This is a genomic window from Pedobacter sp. MC2016-15, assembly GCF_026239695.1.
Classification (GTDB): domain Bacteria; phylum Bacteroidota; class Bacteroidia; order Sphingobacteriales; family Sphingobacteriaceae; genus Pedobacter.
In genome coordinates, this window is record NZ_JAPIVS010000004.1 from 507,144 (window position 1) to 525,894 (window position 18,751).

The following is an 18,751-nucleotide window of genomic DNA, read 5'->3' on the forward strand; positions in this document are numbered from 1 at the left end:
TGATTTTCTGATATATAAATCATAAATTCAGTTTGCAAAGTTGATAAAACGTTTTAACATACCTATTTTGATAGAAAAAGGAAGTGATTTAAAGATACTATGGACTAAAATAGCATGTGATAATGACCATAAGTCATTTGAACATTTCTTTTTGATCTACAATACCCGGCTGATTAAGTTCTGTGAATTGTATGTTAATAAAAAAGAAATAGCTGAGGAAATAGTTGCTGATGTTTTTGTTAGCTTCTGGAATCAGCGGATAAAAATGCTGGAAGTAGAGAATCTGGAAACTTATATCTTTATTTCGGTAAAAAACCGTTCTCTGAATCATCTGAGAAAAAATGCAGCTGTGCAGCTTGTTGAGATCGAAGATACCCATAGCGAAATTGTAGCGTATAGTAACCCTGAGGCTGAGATCGAAAGGAAAGAACTATTCTTTAAGCTTGATCAGGCTATCGATACGCTGCCGCAACAGTGTAAAATTATCTTCCAGCTTGTCAAAGAAGATGGAATGAAGTACAAAGAGGTAGCTGAAATACTTAATATTTCCCATAAAACAGTGCAGACGCAAATATTGAGGGCAATGAAAAAGCTCAGCGTAGAGATGAGCCCTTATCTAAGCGTGAAGAACCTCCTGTCAAAATTTGTATAATACTATATATAGTATACAATTTCTTTTCTAAGATCATCTGGCTTCGCCTGAAAAAGATTAGCCTGCTAACGATGCTGCCTGCTGCTGAAGCGCAGCAGAAGGCATCTACAGCAGGCTAATCTTTTTCTGAGCGTATTCTGTAGCGTTGTGGCCTTCACAATCGCCTTATATTAGCTTCACATTAATATATTCCTCCCTTTTTAAAGTAATTGCTAATAAATGAGGTTGGTTTTGAGTATTTAATGTTGAAATGTGTCATTTCGAATTGATTCCGTTGTATTTATTGCTGTAAATGCGCGTATAAATAGCATATTTTATTCTGTTTTATATTTTTTTGATTAAATAAAGCTCAAAGTGTATGAGGTTTTTGATAAAATAGGTGATTCTTATAATTTTAATCGTTAAAAATATAGCTAAGTGTCAAAAATACACTATCTATTTAAAATTATTTTTAATTCTTGTAAGCATTTGATAAAAGATCCGTGTCTATATAGGTGAACGCTCTTAAAAGAAAGCTGAATGGGAAAAGATAGATTTATTGAGTTGCTTACCAAAGATCTGACCGGAGAAATCTCGGTGGATGAAAAGCGCGAATTAATCTATTTACGGGGAGAGCCATTTTATGACAGGAAAGAAGAAGATCTGCTGAGGGCATACTGGTCAAACAGCCACAAAGCCGAATATGACAGCAGTTCGCTTTTTAAACGTATCCAGCAGAAGATAGACAGCGGTGAGACAGGAGAAGAGTCTTTGCTGCCAGCATATGAATTTGCTGATCATGTGGAAGAGGAAGTATCATCTGCCCCTATATTAAACTGGATGTCTAAATCAGCTGCGGTCTTACTGATGGCCTGCTGCATTTTTTTTGTATACCATAGTTTTCTTACCTACAGAAAAGAGCTGCTGATCAAAGAAACCCCAAAAGGAGTTCGTTCTGTCTTTACCCTCACTGATGGAACAGAGATCCGCCTGAATGCCGATAGCAGGCTGGAATATCCTGCTCACTTTTCTGATTCTACCAGGGAGGTGTTTCTGATTGGGGAAGCTTTTTTTGATGTAAGCAAGGATGCAGCACATCCCTTTATTATCCATACAAAGGATATGGATATAAAGGTACTCGGTACTACTTTTAACGTTAAAGCCTATTCTAACGAAAGACTTACAGAAACGACCTTATTAAACGGTGCGATTACAGTGACACTGAATAACCTGTCCAAGAAGCAGATCTATTTGAAACCCTCGCAAAAACTTGTGTTCAGAAATCTTCGTAGTGATAATAGGAGGGTTGCCCTAACCAATAATGACATTGATACATCGATGAGACAGCTCACTTATTTTGAGCCTGATCATGCTACCATAATAGAAACCTCCTGGACAAACAATAAACTGACTTTCAAAAATGAAGATTTCTCCACTCTTGCCAGAAGTATGGAAAGATGGTACAATGTTGACATCAGTTTCGACAGCGAGAATCCAAAACAACTAAGATTTACCGGCATCATTGAAAAAGAAAATATTGGCGAGGCACTAAGGGCACTCCAGTTAACAGAGAAGTTTAATTACACCATCAACGATTCTGCAATCAGAATCTTTTAAGCATAACAACTAATAAATAAACAAAACAGTAACAACTAACCCAGATTATATGAGAGAGATTTCCACGTAGCAACGACATGCGGGAGTAAGCCAATCCCAAATCGAGCAAAAAAACCAATTGTCTAATATTTAATCTTCCTCAGGGAAGATTGGATTATCACGCTAAAATAACTAGTATGAAATTTTTATCGCGCTTAAAACGCGCAGTGCCTAAAAATGCGCCAGCCAAATCACTGGCCGTAATTAAAGTTACATGCGGACTGCTGCTTACACTCAATCTGAGTGCAGTTGCCGGTGTATACTCACAGAAGAGAATATCTGTAAAGGTAAACTCTGCAGAATTTACAGATGTGCTTGCACAAATCGAAGCTAAGTCTGAATACAGGTTCATGTTCAGCAACCGTAAAATTCCTGCAGGAAAAACGATCAGTTTGGATGTAACTGATAAGGATGTACCATATATCCTTACTGAAGCCCTTAAAAATACTGGCTTTACTTTCAATGTTCTGGCAAACAACCTGGTAGTTATCGTACCTGCTGGCCAGAAAGCTGATGTTGTTGTTACAGGTAAAGTAACTGATGAAACTGGTTTACCAGTTATCGGTGCTTCTGTACAAATTAAAGGTGGTAAAGGTGGCGCGACTACAAACGCTGAAGGTATGTTCTCACTGAGCGTGCCAGATAATGCTGTGCTGATCGTATCTTATATCGGTTATGCTCCACAGGAAATTCCTGTAAACGGCAGAACTACGATTAATGTTAGCATCAAACCAAATGCAAATGACCTGAATGAGGTTGTAGTTACTGCTTTGGGTATCACTAAAGACCAGAAGACCTTAGGTTATTCTGTAACTAAAGTTGATAGCGAAGTGATGACTAAAGCAAGGGAATCTAACGTTGCCAACTCATTAAGCGGCCGTGTGGCTGGTTTGAGTGTAGGTGGTACAAGTGGAGGTCCTGGTGCATCAGCAAGATTAAACATCCGTGGTGCTACATCATTTACAGGTAGTACTACTCCTTTGATCGTTATCGACGGTGTGCCGATCGATAACTCACAAAGGGGAACTGGTGCTGGTCAGTATGGTGGATCTGACGGTGGTGATGGTTTCAGCAACATCAACCCTGATGACGTAGAAAGCATGACAGTACTGAAAGGTTCTACGGCTTCTGCATTATACGGTGCAAGAGCTGCAAACGGTGTAATTAACATTACTACAAAAACTGGTAAAAAAGGTAAAGCACAAATTGAGTACAATGCCAACTTACAGTTTGATAAAGCCGTTGATAATTCTGACTACCAATATGAGTACGGTCAGGGACAACTGGGTGCAAGACCTACAAATCAAAACTCTGCAATTAGCTCAGGTTTGTACTCGTGGGGAGCAAGACTGGACGGAGCGCCAACTATTGCTGCTGACGGTCAGCTTCACCCTTATTCAGCTGTAACCAACAATGTAAGTACATTCTATCGTACAGCACCAAGTTTGACCAACAGTATCTCAGTTGCTGGTGGTGGCGATAAAGGAACGTACCGTTTCTCTGCTGCTAATCTGGATGCAAAATCAGTATTGCCAAACAGTGGCCTGGTAAGAAAAACTTTCAACTTCAGTACCAATCAACAACTGAGTGATAAATTATCTTTCAACCTGGTAGCAAATTATATCGATCAGCAGGATAAGAATAAAGCTTACCTGAGTGATTCACCATTAAATGCTAACTACGGATTGCAGTTTCTTCCAACAAGTTTAAATGTTACCTCTTTAGCTCCGGGATACGATACTGTTACAGGTATGGAAATGCCATGGAATGACAATGCTTATGTAACTAATCCGTATTTTGTGACGAGCCAGTTGGTGAACAACAACTCACGTAAACGTTTCATCAGTGCGATTTCAACTAAATATGATTTCACCAGCTATTTGTCATTACAAGCTCGTTTAGGATACGACCTTACAAATGACCGCGCTCTTTCGGTAACTCCATATGGAACAGCCTACTCTAACAGTGGTTTGGGACAATTAAATGGTTTGACGCAAGCACAAAGAACTGAGATGAATGCTGACGTATTGTTAAGCTTCAATAAGGAAGTTGTTAAAGATTTCAATATCAGTGCAAGTGCCGGAGGAAACTACCGTAAAGCTACTTACGAGTCAACAGGCTCAAGTGGTCAGGGTTTCATTATTCCTTACCTGTATACAGCAACAAACGTTAAAACCAGAAATATCAATTACGATTATAACGGAAGAGAAACGCCATCTGCTTACTATACAGCGGATTTCAGCTACAAAGGTTTAATTACCGTGAGTACTACAGGAAGGTATGACCAATTCTCTACTTTACCTGTTGATAACAATAGCATCTTTACTCCTTCAGTATCGACAAGTTTTGTATTCTCACAATTAACGAAATGGGAGCCATTAAGCTTTGGTAAATTAAGAGCTTCATATGCAAAAACAAGTGGTGAGCCAGCAGATGCATATTTAACACAGCAATATTATACAATTGGTAATCCAATCAATAACAATACTGCAGCAAGTTTTAGCAACATTTTACCAAATGCGAACTTAAGACCATATTCACTATCTGAATTTGAAGTTGGTACTGAGATGAAGTTCCTGAAAAACCGCATTGGTATTGACGCTGCATTCTTCACCAGAAAAACTGAAGGTGAAGTTGTAAAAGCGACAACATCTGTTGCATCAGGCTTTGAGTCGAGATTTGTAAATTTAGGATCTACGAAAAACACTGGTATTGAGATCATGCTGAGCGGTACGCCAATCAAAACTGATAATTTTAGCTGGAATTCAAGTTTCAACTTTACCAATGTAAAAACTGAAGTTCTAAACATCGATGGTGGAACAAATGCGCCATTGAATACAGGAACATATAGACCAGGTGACGCATATATCGGGGTTGTTAAAGGCTACGGTGTTGCTCAGATTATGGCTTATGATTATCAGTATGATGCAAGTGGAAATATCGTAATTGGTGCAAATGGTATTCCTTTGCGTGGCGATCTTAAACCTCAGGGTTCTGGTCTTCCAAAAACTTACGGTGGTTTTAACAACGATTTCTCTTACAAAAACTGGAACTTAGGTTTCTTGATCGACTACAGATTTGGTAACAAAATCCTTTCTGCTACTGAGTTCTACTCGTATACTTACGGTTTAAACAAAGCTACTTTGCCGGGTCGTGAAGGTGGTGTTGTTGCACAGGGTGTGCAGGCAGATGGTTCAGTTAATACCGTTAATGTTCCTGCTCAAACCTATTACACTGGTTTAATGCAAAATGTAAATAGTTTAGCAGTTTTAGATGGTAGCTTTATCAAATTCCGTCAGGCTACTTTAGGTTACACTTTCAAGCAGAACATGCTGGGTAAATTACCATTCTCATCAATCAGTGTTAACCTGGTTGCACGTAACCTCTTCACCATTATGAAACGTACTGATAACATCGATCCTGAGAATACTTTCTCATCACAGGTTGCTCTTGCAGGTGTTGAAGGTGGTGCACTACCTTTCACCAGAACCTATGGTTTCAATGTTAACTTCAAATTTAAATAGACAACATGAAAAAGATATTTATATACCTTGCTTTCTCAGCGGTAGTGCTTACCACCTCTTGTTCAAAAGAACGCCTGGGTGACACGAACACTGACCCTAAAGCTGGTACAATCACAGATACAGACCCAAACTTCCTGTTAACATCCGGTGAGCTGGGTTATGCCAATACAGGATATACTCAATTGTTGTATCAATCGATGGCTGTCCAGGGATTGGCCAGTACATTGGGGTACTATGGAAATGGTGACAAATATGTGAACACCAGTGGTACTATCGGTTATCAGGCAAGACAATGGAATGAAGGTTATACAGCCTTAAGTAAACTTGATCAGGCAATCAAAGTAGCTACTGCGCAGGATGCTAATAAGTTCAAAAATGTGATCCAGATTGCTAAGATCAACCAGATCTTTTTATATCAGCGTATTTCAGATACATATGGAGCAATTCCTTTTTCTGAAGCTTTGATGGCTCAGGCCGGAAATGTTACTCCTAAGTATGACTCACAGCAGTCAGTATACGTAGCTTTGTTAACTAATCTGGAAACAGCAATCAATGCGCTGGATCCAAATGCAGCGGCGACAGCCGGTGATCTTTATTTCAAAGGTGACGTAGCAAAATGGAAAAAAGCTGGTTATTCACTGATGTTGAGATTAGCTATGCGTTTAACTAAAGTGGATGCTGCCACTGCTAAAACATGGGTAGAAAAAGCGTACGCTGGTGGATTAATGGCAAGCAACAGCGACAACATGATTTTCCTTACCGATGCTGGATATGATGATACCAGGAATGCAAGTGCTGGTGCACTGCGCGTTACTGACGATTTTCAGCAGGTGAGATGGAGCCAGACTTTCATTAATTTCCTGAAAGCTACTAATGACCCACGTATTAGTGCTATCGCAGAGATTGCACCTGCTGGTTTAGCTAACAACAGAAATCTTGATTTAACAGGTAATAATGCAGCTGCGATCCAGGTTGGTATGCCAAATGGTTATGATCTGGGTGAGGGTGCTACAAATATTGCCAGAGCTCCGGGATATCCAGGCGCTTCAGGTACTGGAGCTGATGCGGCAGTTCTTGGAAACTATTCAAGACCAAGATCAGCGATTTACATTGCACAGAATGCACCAGTTGTGACGCTTTCATATGCTGAAACAGAATTCCTTTTAGCTGAAGCTGCTTTCCGCGGATGGGCTGTAGGTGCTTCTGCTGCTGTACACTACTCAAATGCAGTAACTGCTTCGTTAACAGGTTTGGCACAAATCAATACTGTTGCGACAATTGACGCAGCTACTGCTTCTGCTTTTGCTGCTGCACATCCACTACTTGCTGGTCAGGAATTAAAAATGATCAACGAACAGTACTGGGCAAATGAAAACGCTACATTCAGCTTTATCGAAAGCTGGATCAACTGGAGAAGATCAGGTTTCCCTGTACTTACTCCGGTAAATTATCCGGGTAACGTTACCAATGGTACGATCCCAAGAAGGATGATTTATCCTCAAACAGAAAGAACTGCTAACGGTACTAACTATCTGGCTGCTGTGGCAACATTACAAGGTGGCGACTTCCTTACATCAAGGGTATGGTGGGACGTTGCTAACTAATACCTAGAGAAAACTCCTGCCGGAAGATTGTTTTACAGCAAATGTGAAATAATACTAATCCGGTGGGAGTTCTTTCTATTTTTTTTAAGATATTACATGCTTATTTATGCCGGACCACTATTTAATGGGATAATAAGTTGACGAATCAGCAGAGACACCTGTCTTATCAAGCTAAAATATAAGTTCTAATGAAGAAATTGAATTGGGTAGTTGTATTCTTAATACTCCTATCTGTAAAAGTACAGGCCCAGAATGGCGTACATCAGCAATCTACAATTTATGAGTGGCCAAAGGATCAGGCTGTTAAAACAAAATTAGATCAGTGGCAGGACCAGAAATTCGGAATGCTTATCCATTGGGGACTATACGCTGTCCCCGGAATTATAGAATCCTGGGAACTTTGCAATGAAAGCTGGATCGAGCGTCCAGATAGTACTGTAGCTTACGAAGATTACAAAAAATGGTATTGGGGCTTAAGTAAAGAATTTAATCCCGTAAAATTTAACCCAGATCAATGGGCAAAAACAGGTAAAGATGCAGGAATGAAATACATGATCTTTACCACCAAACATCACGATGGTTTCTCGATGTTTGACACCAAACAATCCGACTTCAACATTGCCTCCGGCCCTTTCGCCAATAACCCTAAAGCTGACGTAGCTAAATATGTTTTCGATTCTTTCAGGAAACAGGGTTTTATGATCGGCGCTTATTTCTCTAAACCGGACTGGCATTCTCAATATTTCTGGTGGTCAAAATATGCTACACCAGACCGCAATACAAATTACGATATCAGAAAAAATCCATGGCGCTGGAACCAGTTCAAGTCATTTGCATATAACCAGATCGGCGAGCTGATGAACAACTATGGCGCTATAGACATCCTATGGCTGGATGGTGGATGGGTACGCCCGCTGGAAACTGTCAACGATGAGGTTCGAAGCTGGGGTGCTGCCATCCCGGAATGGAACCAGGAAATAGACATGCCTAAAATCGCCACTATGGCAAGAAAAGCACAGCCTGGTCTCTTGATGGTGGACAGAACAGTACATGGCCCTTATGAAAACTACCAGACTCCTGAACAAACAATTCCTAAAACTCAGCAGGACCACCCATGGGAGAGCTGTTTAACACTAGGAAATGCCTGGGGATTTGTGAAAAACGACCAGTATAAAACTCCCAATGCCGTGATCAGCTCTATGGTAGAGGTGGTTGCCAAAGGTGGAAGTTTACTCCTTGGCGTTGGTCCGCGTCCTGATGGTACCTTCCCGGAAATCGCTACACAGCGTCTGGAAGAAATAGGAAAATGGATGAAAGCGAATGGTAAAGCTATCTATGGAACAAGGATCACTCCTGATTATCATCAGGGAAATACCTGGTTTACACAAAGCAAAGACAGACACACTAAAAATGCGATCTACTGCTTTAAGGATAATCTTTCTTCCAATACCATTGAATGGACTGGCAATGCTCCAAAAAAAGGCAGCAAAATGGTGATGCTCAATACAAACAAAGCAGTGAAATGGGAACTGAACGGAACAACAGTTAAAGTTCATCTCCCGGAATCTATAAAAAATAATACTTCAGTTTACGGTGCGCTGGCATTTACATACCCGGCACAATAATTACAATTATGTTTCAAATGACTCTTCAGCGCCTTCATCTTCCTGTTAAAAGTTTGATGCTTGGCGGTACACTGATCCTTGCCGCCCTTAGCGGACAGGTACTGGCGCAAACAAAACCTGCGGCCCAGCTCACAAAATATGTAGATCCCTTTATCGGTACGGGCGGACACGGACACGTGTTTGTAGGTGCAGATGTACCTTTCGGTGCAGTTCAGTTAGGGATCAGGAATATATCTACTGGTTGGGACTGGTGCTCTGGCTACCACTACAGTGATACGACGGTTACGGGAATTTCACATACCCACCTGAGCGGTACTGGTATCGGTGACCTGGGAGATATCTCTGTGATGCCAGTTACAGGTGACGTAAAACTTACCGAAGGTAAAGCGGGCGACGAAAAAAGTGGTTACACTTCTCTGTACTCTCATCAGGATGAAGTAGCCAAACCGGGGTATTACAGTGTAATGCTTAAACGTTACAGCATTAAAGCTGAACTGACTGCCAGCAAGAGAGTTGGTTTTCATAAATATACCTTCCCGGCAGGGCAGCAGCCAAAGATCATTCTAAACCTGAAACAGGGTATTGGCTGGGATGCACCGATGGAGACGTTCATCCGTCAGGAAAATGATACAACGATCTCTGGTTACCGCTATTCCAAAGGATGGGCAGCAGATCAGCGCATCTATTTTACAGCGGTGTTCTCTAAACCTGTAAAAAGCTTTTCTGTATCAGACAGCACCAGCTTAAAAGATGGTAAAGAATTGAAAGGTAGAGGAGTGCTTGGGGTAGCCACATTTGACAGCAAAGACGGTAGTCCTGTCAGCTTAAAAGTTGCGATTTCACCGGTGAGTGTAGAAAATGCAAAACTGAATATGAAAGCTGAAATACCTGGCTGGAATTTCGAAGCACAGGTAGCAAAAGCTGATGCTGAATGGAACAAGGAACTGAGCAGGGTAGTGATCAAAAGTGCTGATCCAAAACAGATGAAAATCTTTTATACAGCATTATACCACACGATGATCGCACCATCAGTATTTAATGATGTGAACGGTGATTATCTGGGTACAGACAAAAAGGTGTACAAGAATGCTCCATTCACTAACTATACAACCTTCTCTCTCTGGGATACCTATAGAGCTGCAATGCCCTTAATGACATTGATCAACAGTGAAAAAGCGGGAGATCTGGTAAATACCTGGCTGGCAATTTATCAGCAGCAGGGTAGGTTGCCGGTATGGCACCTGATGGGTAACGAAACCGACTGTATGGTAGGTAATCCGGGAATGATAGCTGTTGCAGATGCATACCTGAAAGGCATCAAAGGTTTTGATAAAGACCTTGCTTACGAGGCATTGAAAGCAACAGGTATGAGAAAAGAGCGTGGACTGAACTTGTTGCAAAAACATGGTTTTATTCCGGCCGACAGCACTGTAGAATCAGTGGCTATGGGACTGGAATATGCTGTGGCCGACTGGGGTGTAGCGCAGGTAGCTAAAAACCGCGGTAATAAAGCCGACTACGATTACTGGATCAAACGCGGTAAAAGCTACCAGAATTATTTTGATAAAGAAACCCGGTTCATGAGAGGCCGCTTTGAAAACAAAACCTGGAGAACTCCTTTCAATCCTTTCCAGGCGATTCACCGTCAGGATGATTATACTGAAGGTAATGCATGGCAGTACCTTTGGCTGGTACCTCAGGATGTTGAAGGTCTGATTGGTCTGCTTGGTGGTCAGAAACCTTTCACTGCAAAACTGGATTCGCTGTTTGAAGCGAAAGGTGATATGGGTGCCGAGTCATCTCCGGATATCAGCGGACTGATCGGGCAGTATGCACATGGCAATGAGCCTAGTCACCATATTACCTATATGTATGCTTATGTTGGACAGCCTTATAAAACTGCCGAAAAAGTAAGATACATTATGGACAACCTTTACCATGATGAAAACGATGGTTTGAGCGGAAACGAAGATGTGGGTCAGATGTCTGCCTGGTATATCTTCTCTTCTCTGGGTTTTTATCCTGAGAATCCTTCAAACGGAATGTACGTATTCGGTAGTCCGGTGGTAGATGAAGCAACAATGAAAGTTGGTTATGGCAAGACATTCAGCCTCTCCGTAAAAAACAATAGCAAAGCAAATAAATATATACAGTCGATCACACTGAACGGCAAACCTTATACGAAATCATATATCATGCACAGTGAGCTGATCAAGGGAGGTAAAATGACCATCAACATGGGCGCTAAACCTTCTGCAACATGGGGTGTAAAACAAGCAGACAGACCATATTCAGTTACACAATAATTAATACTATATTGAAATCCATAATGTTTAATCAAATTAAATCCCTCAAATACCTGTGTACATCGCTGCTCATGCTGGCCTCAGCGGGACATCTTTCTGCCCAGGATCAGTATGAACTCAATTCCGGCTGGGTATGTGCGCCTGCAACACAGGTGAAAGCTCAGGGAACTGAAATCTCTGGTGGCTCATTTTCTACTTCGGGCTGGAAAAAAGCCGTTGTTCCAGGAACTGTATTAACCACAATGCTGGAGAATAAAGAAGTTCCTGATCCATATTTTGGAATGAACAATAACCTGATTCCTGATGTATACACTGTAGGAAGGGATTATTATACCTACTGGTTTGTAAAGGAATTTAAGGAAGCTATTCCAGCTGCAGACGGTCAGGTATGGCTGAATTTCAGGGGTATCAACTACAGCTGCGATATTTTCCTGAATGGTAAAAAGGTAAATGCTGCACCTTTCAAAGGAATGTTCCTGAGAAAATCTTATAACATCACCAAGTTGCTGTCTAAAACAGGAACAAACAGACTTGCTGTTATCGTTCACCCACCGGATGTAGTTGGGAACCCGAACGGTGGACAGGGTGGTGACGGAACTATCGCCCGTGGCGTAGGTTCTCAGTATACTGCCGGATGGGACTGGATCCGCCCGATCAGAGACAGAAATACAGGTATCTGGGATAAAGTGGTGATTGAAAGAACGGGTGCTGTAAGCCTGGATAACCCGCATGTGGTTACACTGGTACCAGGCAAAAGAAATGCCGAAGGGGTGCAGGAGCCTGCCATCATCAAGGTGACAACTGAGCTGAAAAACGCTACCGCCAAGGAGGTATCCGGTACATTGGCCTATACGATCGACGGAAAAAAAGTAACACAAAGTGTATTGCTTAAACCAAACAGCACTTCAACTATTAAATTCCCGGATCTGGTATTCAAAAACCCCAAACTTTGGTGGCCTGCAGGATATGGAAAACAAGATCTTTATGATTTGAAGATCAGTTTCCTGGAAAAAGGAACTACAGTTACTGACAATGAAACTGTAAGTGTGGGGATCAGGGAAATCCAGACGGAATGGAATACGATCACCAGCAGTAAACAAATCAGTGTAAACGGACAGAAGATCTTTATTAAAGGTGGTAACTGGATCATGTCTGATGCCATGCTGCGCTTAACTAAAGAAAGATATGATGCAGAAATCAGGTATCATCGCGATATGAACCTCAACCTGATCAGGATCTGGGGTGGCTCACTGGTAGAACGTCCTGAATTTTATGAAGCATGTGATAAATATGGTATGCTGGTATTCCAGGATTTCTGGATGTCTGGCGATGCCAATGGCCGCTGGGTAGATCCATTGAAATCTGAAGATCAATGGACACGCAGAAAATATCCGGATGACCACAACTTGTTCCTGGAATCTGCAGCTGATGCCATTAAGATGATCAGAAATTATCCTTCACTGGCTATCTGGTGTGGAGGAAATGAAATTACTCCGCCAGAAGATATCCTGATTCCTCTGAGAGATAAAATTCTTCCTGAGCTGGACGGTACACGCTGGTTTGTAGATTACTCCAATTCTGACGACATGTCCAGAAATACGCTTGGTGGTAATGGTGATGGCCCTTATGGCATCCAGAAAATATCTACCTTCTGGAACACCAGGACCTGGCCTTTCAACTCAGAAGTAGGCTCAGTAGGCGTGGGTGATCTTGAGTCACTGGAGCGTATCCTCCCTAAATCAAGCCTGGTGGCACCACAATTTATTCCGGTAGACAAACGTGAACCAAAAGGACCTTCAGAAAAAGCTGATTCTGTCTGGGATTACCATAACTACCTGGGTGTAGGTTATGAAGATCACATCCTTCCTTATGGCAAACCAACCAGCATTGGTGATTTCGCATTGAAAGCACAGCTCGTGAATTATGATCAGTACAGAGGTTTGATGGAAGGTTTCAGCTCACACATGTGGGACTGGTACACAGGCGTGATCATCTGGAAAACTCAAAACCCATGGACCTCAATGCGTGGACAGATGTATGATTACTACCTTGACCCCAATGCATGTTTATTTGGCTTGCGCTCAGGAAGTGAATCCTTACATTCTATGTATAACCAGGAGGATGGAATGGTGTATGTGGTAAACAATGGTTTTGAAGCTAAACGCAGCCTGATGCTGGCCATCAAATCTTACGATATGGATGGTAAAGAAACGCTGATCACTCAGGTATTCTGCTTCATGGACCCGTCAAGCTACAAGAAAGTAGGATCATTTAAAAAAATGATCGATCAGTTGTCGGCTAAAAAAGGTTCCTTCCTTTCCATGCAGCTGCTGGATGAAAACAAAAAGGTGTTAAGTGATAACTTATACTGGCTGGCGGATGAAAAAGGTATGTACTCAGGTCTTAATGACTTGAAATCTACTGCACTCAAAACTTCAGCAAAACAGCTGAAAAGCGGAAAGATCGAAGTAACTTTAACCAATGCTGCTAATGGCCCGGTAAATTTCTTCAATCGTATCTCGCTTGTAGATTCAAAAACGAAAAAAAGAATCCTGCCGGTATATTATGATGATAACTATTTCTCTGTTCTTCCGGGTGCAGAAAAAAAGATTATTATTGACTATAACCCCGAAAAAGGAGCCGATATGCCAGTACTGACTTTAACTAACTATGCTGGTAATGAACAAACAATCCAAATAAATCCATAGATAACCTAATACTCAAACAAACATGTCCAGATTAAATTTATTGGAAGAGACCCGATACGAGAAGTTGCCAGTTACCGTATACAGTGATGAACAAGCTGCAAGCGTTGACGTGGCAAAAAGGATCGCTTCACTCATTATTTCAAAACAGGAAAAAGGTGAACAGGCTGTATTAGGTCTGGCAACGGGTGCTACACCTGTAAAAGTTTATAAAGAACTGATCCGTCTCCACAAAGAAGAAGGATTAAGTTTTGCAAATGTGGTTACTTTCAACCTGGATGAATATTATCCGATGAAACCTGATGCAGACCAGAGTTATGTCCGCTTCATGAACGAAAATCTTTTCAACCACATTGATATCAATCCTGAGAACATCAATATTCCTGATGGTGAGCTGGAAAGGGAAGATATCGAAGACTTCTGTTTAAAATATGAACAAAAAATCAGTGGATTTGGTGGCATTGATCTTCAGTTACTGGGTATCGGTAGAACAGGGCATATCGGATTTAACGAACCTGGCTCTGCGCCAAACTCAGGAACTCGTCTGGTTACACTGGACGACCTGACAAGAAGAGATGCTTCACGTGATTTCGGAGGGGTAGCCAATGTACCTACCAAGGCTATCACTATGGGTATCGGTACGATCTTTAAAGCCAAAGAAATCATCCTGATGGCATGGAATGAGAAGAAAGCTTCTATCGTGAAAAAAGCGGTTGAAGGTGAATTGTCTTCTGATGTACCGGCTACTTTCTTACAGCTTTCACCGAATGTGGAGTTTATTCTGGATAAAGATGCAGCTGTTTCCTTAACCCGTTTTGATACACCATGGCTGGTAAAAGATTGCCAGTGGAACGATACTACAGTGACCAAAGCGGTGATCTGGCTGGCTAAAGAACTGAACAAACCGATCCTTAAATTAACGGAGGATAACTATAACAATAACGGAATGGCGCAGCTGGCAACAGAACGCGGTCCTGTATATAATATCAATATCCAGATCTTTAATAAATTACAACATACCATCACTGGATGGCCGGGTGGTAAGCCTAATGCTGACGACAGCCAGCGTCCTGAACGTGCCGAGCCGGCACAAAAACGTGTGGTGATCTTCTCTCCGCACCCTGATGATGATGTAATCTCTATGGGTGGAACGTTTATCCGCCTTGCAGATCAGGGTCATGAGGTTCATGTGGCCTACCAAACTTCGGGTAATACCGCTGTTTGGGATGATGATGTACTGAGATTTATGGAGTTCAACATTGATTTTGCAGAATCAAGGTCTCAAACGGCTTCAGACCTGCGCGCAACGTACAACGAAATGCGTGAGTTTATCAGCAAAAAACTGCCAAACCAAACTGATCCTGAAGAGATCCGTACCGTAAAAAAACTGATCCGTAAAGGTGAAGCAATTGCCGGTGCAAGGTTTGCCGGACTAACTGATGAGCGTATCCATTTCCAGGACCTGCCTTTCTATGACAGGGGTAAATTCCAGAAAAACGTGAGCTACGAAGATGATATCGTGCAAACGATGGAACTTTTACAGGAAGTAAAACCGCATCAGATCTTTGCTGCGGGCGACTTTGCAGATCCGCATGGTACACACAAAGTATGTTTCAATATTATCGTTGAAGCGATGATCAGACTGCGTGCCACTGAAAGCTGGACTAAGGACTGCTGGTTGTGGATGTACAGAGGTGCATGGCATGAATTTGAAACCCATGAAATTGAAATGGCGGTGCCGCTTTCTCCGCAGGAAGTAGAGCGAAAAAGACTTGCCATCTTCAAACACCAGTCGCAAAAGGACCTTCCTGTGTTCCCGGGTGAAGACTCTAGAGAGTTCTGGGTGAGGGCAGAAGATCGTACGCAGGAAACAGCAAAATCTTATGATCAGCTGGGTCTGGCAGAGTACGAAGCGATGGAAGCTTTTGTGAAATGGAAATTCTAATTTAACCTTATCTCATCATAATTAAATGACGACTACAGTAAAAAAGGGAATACAGCCGATATTTATTATCGGCGCTCTGTTCTTTATATTCGGATTTGTAACCTGGTTAAATTCAGTGTTGATCCCTTACCTGAAACTTGCATGTGAACTCAATAACTTTGAGTCTTACCTGGTTGCCTTTGCGTTTTATATCAGTTATCTGGTAATGGCCATACCCTCGGCAAGCGTGCTGAACAAAACCGGCTTTAAAAACGGAATGGCTTTGGGATTGGTGGTAATGGGAATAGGGGCACTGATCTTTATACCTGCAGCACTCACACGTACCTATGCGCTGTTCCTTCTGGGGCTATTTGTGCAGGGAACGGGTCTGGCATTACTGCAAACCGCTTCCAACCCTTATATTACTATTTTAGGCCCCGCAGACAGCGCAGCAAAAAGGATCAGTATTATGGGTATCTGTAACAAGGTAGCCGGTGCGATTGCACCGATTATCTTAGGTGCCATTGCACTGAAGGATGCTGATGGGTTCCATGCGCGTCTGGCAGAAATGAGCCCGGCAGCAAAAGTTGCTGAACTGAACCTGCTCGCCTCACGTGTGATTTTACCTTATGCGGTAATTATCGTTGTATTGCTGATCCTGGCAGTGTTAATCTATTTTTCTACGCTTCCGGAAATTGATGCGGATAAAGAAGATGAAGCTGTTTCTATGGCTACAGCCGGTAAAACCAGTGTATTCCAGTTTCCTCACCTTTTACTGGGAGTGCTTACCATGTTCCTGTACGTGGGCGTAGAAGTAATGGCCGGTGATACAGTGATCAGTTATGGAGCTTACCAGGGAGTGCCGCTGGCTACTGCCAAGTTCTTTACTTCCTTCACACTGCTCGGCATGATCCTGGGATATCTGGTTGGAATTGTTTGTATTCCAAAATACCTGAGCCAGGAAAATGCAATGAAGTGGTTTGCTGCTTTAGGTGTTATCCTGACGCTGGTGGCTATTTTCACTACCAGCTATGTATCGGTTCTGTTTATCGCCCTTTTAGGATTCGCCAATTCAATGGTTTATCCGGCGATCTGGCCGCTCGCTTTAAATGGCGTAGGCAGGTTCACCAAAATTGCTTCCTCATTACTGATTATGGGTATTGCCGGAGGAGCAGTTATTCCTTTGCTTTATGGTGCATTGGCTGATATCGTAAACCCTCAGCAGGCTTACTGGATCATGGTGCCATGTTATGTTTACATTTTTTACTATGCTACTTCCGGATGTAAGGTTGGCAAAAGTACTGCGGTACTAAAAAACCAGCCCGTTATCTAACAAAAAACCAAATACAAATGAATAGAAAAGACTTTATTACCAACACCGGCCTGCTTACTGCAGGGCTCCTTTTCAGTAAGGAACTGAGTGCTTTTGAACCGGCATTTCCTAACGTAAGGGTGCCCATGAATAAAAGAAAATTTAGCAGCCCTGCCGTAGAAAAAGCAATCAAAAAATTCCAGAAAAATGTTACTGATCCGGAATTGGGCTGGTTGTTTAATAATTGCCTTCCAAATACGCTAGATACCACTGTTACTTACACCACCAGCAATGGAAAACCTGATACCTATGTGATCACGGGAGATATTGATGCGATGTGGCTTAGAGATAGTTCTGCACAGGTTTGGCCATATCTTTCTTTTATGAAGGAAGACACAAAGCTGAAAGATCTGATTGCCGGTGTCATCAACCGTCAGACTGTTTATGTATTGAAAGATCCTTATGCCAATGCGTTCTACCATACTGGTGAACAGAAAAGCGAATGGGAGAGTGACCATACAAAAATGCAACCTGGGATACACGAACGCAAATGGGAAATTGACTCCCTGTGTTACACGATGAGACTTGCTTACAACTATTGGAAGCTGACTGCTGATGCAACTCCTTTTGATGCACAATGGAAAAGCGCAATACAGCTGATTGTAAAAACTTTCAAAGAGCAACAACGTAAAACTGGTCTGGGGCCGTATACATTCCAGCGTGAAACTGCTAAACCAACAGATAGTTTACCTATGGCTGGTTACGGATTCCCGGTAAAACCTGTGGGACTGATCTGCTCTAGTTTCAGACCAAGTGATGATGCCACAATTTTCTCCTTCCTCATTCCTTCAAACCTCTTTGCAGTGGTTAGTTTGAGACAGATTGCTGAATTGGTAACGGCAGTGCATAAAGATGCTGCATTGGCGGCTGAACTGACGGCCCTGGCATTGGAAGTGGAGACTGCTATTCAGAAATATGCGATTGTAGAACATCCTGTTTATGGTAAGATCTACGCTTTTGAGGTAGATGGTTTTGGAAACGTTAACCTGATGGACGATGCCAATGTGCCAAGTCTGCTCGCTTTACCTTACCTGAACGCCGTTAAAGCAACTGACCCTGTATATCAGAATACGCGTAAATTCGTGCTTTCTGAACATAATCCTTATTTCTATAAAGGCAAAGACAGTGAAGGTATCGGCGGCCCGCATGTTGAGCAGCAGGATATGATCTGGCCTTTGAGTATTATCGCCAGGGGATTAACCAGCAGTGATGATGCAGAAATTAAACAATGTATTGCATGGTTGAAAAAGAGTCATGCAGGAACCGGATTTATGCATGAATCCTATAAAAAAGATCACCCGGAAACCTTTACCCGGGCATGGTTTGCATGGACAAATACCATCTTCGGCGAATTCCTTTGGGAGGTTTACCAGTCACGTCCACACCTTCTGATTTAAACCTAAA

At 42.1% G+C, this 18,751-nt stretch carries 10 protein-coding genes; all 10 read left to right on the forward strand.

All coding sequences use genetic code 11. The annotated features are described in order from the left end of the window. Positions 1 to 67 precede the first annotated feature (67 nt). The 10 genes from OQY15_RS14885 to OQY15_RS14930 all read left to right on the forward strand — a co-directional run bounded on the left by OQY15_RS14885 (position 68) and on the right by OQY15_RS14930 (position 18,744). Positions 68 to 652, forward strand: a complete 585-nt coding sequence (locus OQY15_RS14885; RefSeq protein WP_265792590.1) for an RNA polymerase sigma-70 factor — start codon at positions 68 to 70, stop codon at positions 650 to 652. Positions 653 to 1,171: 519 nt separating this feature from the next. Beyond that, the gene (locus OQY15_RS14890; RefSeq protein WP_265792591.1) at positions 1,172 to 2,248 is read left to right on the forward strand and encodes a FecR domain-containing protein; all 1,077 of its coding nucleotides are present in this window, start codon (positions 1,172 to 1,174) and stop codon (positions 2,246 to 2,248) included. A gap of 176 nt (positions 2,249 to 2,424) precedes the next feature. Continuing rightward, positions 2,425 to 5,811: a SusC/RagA family TonB-linked outer membrane protein gene (locus OQY15_RS14895; protein ID WP_265792592.1), complete on the forward strand. Its 3,387-nt coding sequence runs from the start codon at positions 2,425 to 2,427 to the stop codon at positions 5,809 to 5,811. A 5-nt stretch (positions 5,812 to 5,816) separates the two neighbouring features. Then, positions 5,817 to 7,415, forward strand: a complete 1,599-nt coding sequence (locus OQY15_RS14900; RefSeq protein ID WP_265792593.1) for a SusD/RagB family nutrient-binding outer membrane lipoprotein — start codon at positions 5,817 to 5,819, stop codon at positions 7,413 to 7,415. Between the two features lie 188 nt (positions 7,416 to 7,603). Then, positions 7,604 to 9,040 carry an alpha-L-fucosidase gene (locus OQY15_RS14905; protein WP_265792594.1) on the forward strand — a complete coding sequence of 479 codons (1,437 nt, stop codon included), beginning with the start codon at positions 7,604 to 7,606 and terminating at the stop codon, positions 9,038 to 9,040. Positions 9,041 to 9,057: 17 nt separating this feature from the next. Then, a complete protein-coding gene (locus OQY15_RS14910; RefSeq protein WP_265792595.1) occupies positions 9,058 to 11,346 on the forward strand; it encodes a GH92 family glycosyl hydrolase in 2,289 nt (762 codons plus the stop codon). A gap of 23 nt (positions 11,347 to 11,369) precedes the next feature. Beyond that, positions 11,370 to 14,054 (forward strand): glycoside hydrolase family 2 TIM barrel-domain containing protein, encoded by a 2,685-nt coding sequence (locus OQY15_RS14915; RefSeq protein ID WP_265792596.1) that lies wholly within the window; start codon positions 11,370 to 11,372, stop codon positions 14,052 to 14,054. A 22-nt stretch (positions 14,055 to 14,076) separates the two neighbouring features. Beyond that, positions 14,077 to 15,996 (forward strand): glucosamine-6-phosphate deaminase, encoded by a 1,920-nt coding sequence (nagB, locus tag OQY15_RS14920; RefSeq protein ID WP_265792597.1) that lies wholly within the window; start codon positions 14,077 to 14,079, stop codon positions 15,994 to 15,996. A gap of 25 nt (positions 15,997 to 16,021) precedes the next feature. After that, positions 16,022 to 17,308 carry a sugar MFS transporter gene (locus OQY15_RS14925; RefSeq protein ID WP_265792598.1) on the forward strand — a complete coding sequence of 429 codons (1,287 nt, stop codon included), beginning with the start codon at positions 16,022 to 16,024 and terminating at the stop codon, positions 17,306 to 17,308. Positions 17,309 to 17,325: 17 nt separating this feature from the next. Beyond that, positions 17,326 to 18,744, forward strand: coding sequence for a glycoside hydrolase family 125 protein (locus OQY15_RS14930; RefSeq protein WP_265792599.1), 1,419 nt, complete (start codon positions 17,326 to 17,328; stop codon positions 18,742 to 18,744). Positions 18,745 to 18,751: the final 7 nt, after the last annotated feature.